This is a genomic window from Paenibacillus sp. 01T422, from assembly GCF_056398785.1.
In genome coordinates this window covers 1-3,420 of record NZ_JBFTQB010000819.1, presented here as the reverse complement: position 1 = coordinate 3,420, position 3,420 = coordinate 1, and the positions used below count along the sequence as shown (strand labels likewise).

Below are 3,420 nucleotides of genomic sequence, written 5' to 3'. Positions count from 1 at the left end.
GTATTCTGTTGAAAGTAGAGATTATTGAGAATAAAAATGAAGAAACGGAAGAGAAGATTACCGCGAAGCTCAAAGAAACCATTGAGAAAAGAGCTGATAAATTACTAACTCTGCTTAAAAATGAGAGATCAGACGCTCTTGGCATAGGACAACTCTTTCGAAGAAAGATGAACGAAGAACAGATTAAACATTGGAAACAACAATGGTACTTGGATTTGGACCACGAAATTACGGTTGAAATTACCATACTCAACAGCATTTATTTAAAGTCTCCGAATAAAATCAAAAAACCTGCCAACTAAGGAGACTAATCCATGAATGATGTCAGCCTCTTCTCCGATAATAAATACACAAAAGAAATAAATCCCCATTCAGGGGATTTATTTCTTTTGTGTCGCAATTTCTTGCAATAAATTCTCGCTGCTTTGTTCCAGCTTCATAGGGAATAGCTGTGTTTTATCGGGTTGCAACTCCTTGAGCTCAGCAAATACGGCTGCAGAAGCATAAATTTTGTGCGAGTGCTGAAAGGCTTCACTCAGACGTTCGGGTTCGTTCATTCCCACAATCTCAACATGAAGCTGATTGATCCCTGCTTCCCGAATGCGACTTGCCATCCATTCTCCGCCTGTTCTTCCCAGACAAACAAAGGCAACATGGGTACCAGCCTGCAGCTTGGCGATCTCAAGCAGCTCAGAGGCTTCGAGGATTGCTCCGATGACAATAACTTTACTGTCGAAGCGAGCAAACAGTGCTTTGGTCTCTTCAGCATGATTCAAGGTTGTGATGACGACATCGGAACGCATGGCTGCTTCTCTTACGACATCATCATTCAGAGAACGATCATCGAGAAATAAAGTTTCTACTTCACCATCGGTTGCTCGTTCGATTTCTTGGCGATAAAAGGGATAGTCATGTCCTCGGCATTCCACCAGTAAAATTCGCAGCTTGCGGGCAGGGGAGGGGGGCTGCAGCAAGGAGTAGGCAAGACCAGCGATGAAAAAGGATGGCAGATCAAATCCCATAGCCGCGGCCTCGCGAATCGTATCATTCAAAAGTTGCTGCATGGGTTTGCGTTCTTCCAAGAGATGTTTGGTCTCGGACCCACCAGCGATCTGGGTACCGCGTCCTTTCTGTATCGTAACAAGACCTTCGTCACGCAGTTGGTTGTACACCCAGTTGACTGTATTTCGATTAAGGCCAAGCTCATCCGCCAATTGACTAGCAGTAGGCAGCATATCGCCAGCTTCCATCTGTTCGATGCCGATTAACCATTTAAGTTGTTCTTTGATTTGTGTATTTACGTTAAAGGTCAAATGGGGATTAACCTGAAGGAAATAATTTTTATCTTCTTCCACTGCAAACGACCTCTTTTCATAGTTGACTAGTTATATTATAACGCTTATTTATTTAAAATAAAACAAATCGTGTAGGAAACACTGCATAAAAGCAGTTGACACATAGATAAATAAATTATATAACTAGTTTACTAGTTCTTTAACATAAGGTGGTGAGCGACATCAATAAGAATGACGAGGCAGGATATTGGCAGAAAATGAGAAGTAAAGACAGGAGTCCACTAAAAGTCGTTCCAAGGAATGCGCTGATCGGCTCCATTGGCGGATTCACCGCCATAGCGCTATTAGCTTTCCTAACGAATTTGACCGCAAATGCTTGGATCATGGCTCCATTTGGTGCAACCTGCGTTTTGGCTTTCGGACTGTGGGATGCACCATTGTCCCAGCCGCGCAATATTATCGGGGGGCATTTGATTTCTACCTTGGTAGGGTTGCTTTGTTTTCATCTCTTTGGCCGAGGTATTTGGGTTATGGCCGTTGGCGTAGGTTTGGCAATTGGCTTGATGATGCTGAGTAAAACAACACATCCACCAGCAGGAGCTGATCCGTTGGTCGTTATCCTGAGCGGGAGCAGCTGGTCTTTCCTGATTACACCGGTATTGATTGGATCGGTACTTATCGTAGTTGTAGCTTTGATAATTAACAATCTAGACCACAAACGCAGATATCCGACATTTTGGATTTGATTGGAGGGAAGCAGCATGAATGGGGTGTTTCATAAAGGAGAATTGTCCGTTCAGAATCTTGCTGGAGAGGGAGCGGCTGCTGCCCAGAACTCGAAGATGATCAGTTCTCATTTCTCGAACGGGATCATTAAATTCCTCCAAACTCAACAGTTCGCCGTATTGTCGTCCACGGATCGCAAAGGGAACGTGTGGGTAACATTTTTGACAGGACAGCCGGGGTTTGCAGAGGTACTAGACGAACAGAGGCTAGCAATCAAGGCTTACTTGCTTGAAGCTGACCCTCTTGCGGAGGAGCCGGAAAAAGAGAAACAAATAGGGCTGCTCATTATCGATACGAATCGGAGAATCAGGCTTCGAATTAACGGAACGGCCAAGATGGACAAAGAATTCATGGTGACCGCTCAGCAGATTTACGGGAATTGTCCCAAATATATTCAGAAGAGATCGTTTCGTCCGGAGAAAGACGCTTCTAGATTATTAAAGTCGGCACAACGAAATAAAGCACTGAGCCAGCACCAACAGGATTGGATTGCTTTTGCCGACACATTTTATATTGGCAGCATGAACGATAAGGGAGAGATGGATGCCTCGCATCGAGGAGGAAATCCGGGCTTTATTCATGTGCTGGATGAGAAGACGATCATGTTTCCCGACTACTTCGGTAATTCCATGTTCCACTCATAGAAAGAGGTTGTTATCCATGCATATTCAAAAGCTTCCCTGGGCCGGCATACGTGTTGAATTAGAAGGCTCCACAGTTGCCATCGACCCGGTGTATCATTTTCCTGCAATTTAGGCGAGCCTAAAGAACCCTTTTTCCCTTTGGAGTCGTTCGAGCCTGTCGATGCTGTCTTGATTACGCATCAACATCCGGGTTATGGCGGCAGTAATTCTTGGAGCCAGGACGCTTATTCCTATCCATTATAAAGCAGCGCACAATCCGCCTATTTATACGCAGACACCAGACCTGATGAACCGATTAACTCAAAGTGCTCAGGATCGCATTCATTTAAGCATTTTACAAACCAAAGAGACCGTTACGATTTGATGGTTTTGAGGATAAATTTGAGGATAAAGTAGACCACTCTATTTATGCTCCGGGGTGAAATAACACCAATTTCTACTGTTAAAAATGGCGCTGAGAGAGGGTTTTGGGGAATAAAAGGAGTTTCTCCAGCTAATTCGACCACAGCTGCCACTTTTATGAGAAAACGAAGGGAATAGCAGTGGTATTTCCATCTAATCCCATATTATTAGCTTGCTTGAACAATTTAACAGCATTATTTACACTAGCGTTGCATCAAACCTTACACATTATCAACTTAGCAGATGTTCGTGCAAAAATTCACAAAGTTTCAAACTGACATAAATTAAAAGTA

The 3,420-nt window shown here is 43.7% G+C and carries 4 protein-coding genes; 3 read left to right on the top strand and 1 reads right to left on the bottom strand.

Features of this window, described 5'->3' with window-relative positions; translation table 11 throughout:
• Positions 1 to 302 (top strand): Ger(x)C family spore germination C-terminal domain-containing protein (locus AC1DUA_RS31800; RefSeq protein WP_477503543.1); only part of this gene is annotated, 302 nt, incomplete at its 5' end.
• Positions 303 to 380: 78 nt separating this feature from the next.
• On the opposite strand, the gene AC1DUA_RS31795 is transcribed toward AC1DUA_RS31800, so the two are convergent.
• Positions 381 to 1,355: a GntR family transcriptional regulator gene (locus AC1DUA_RS31795; protein ID WP_477503542.1), complete on the bottom strand. Its 975-nt coding sequence runs from the start codon at positions 1,353 to 1,355 to the stop codon at positions 381 to 383.
• A gap of 197 nt (positions 1,356 to 1,552) precedes the next feature.
• On the opposite strand from AC1DUA_RS31795, the gene AC1DUA_RS31790 reads away from it, so the two are divergent.
• Entirely contained in the window at positions 1,553 to 2,041 is a 489-nt protein-coding gene (locus AC1DUA_RS31790; RefSeq protein ID WP_477503541.1) for an HPP family protein, read from the top strand.
• Positions 2,042 to 2,056: 15 nt separating this feature from the next.
• Positions 2,057 to 2,725: a pyridoxamine 5'-phosphate oxidase family protein gene (locus tag AC1DUA_RS31785; protein WP_477503540.1), complete on the top strand. Its 669-nt coding sequence runs from the start codon at positions 2,057 to 2,059 to the stop codon at positions 2,723 to 2,725.
• Positions 2,726 to 3,420 lie beyond the last annotated feature (695 nt).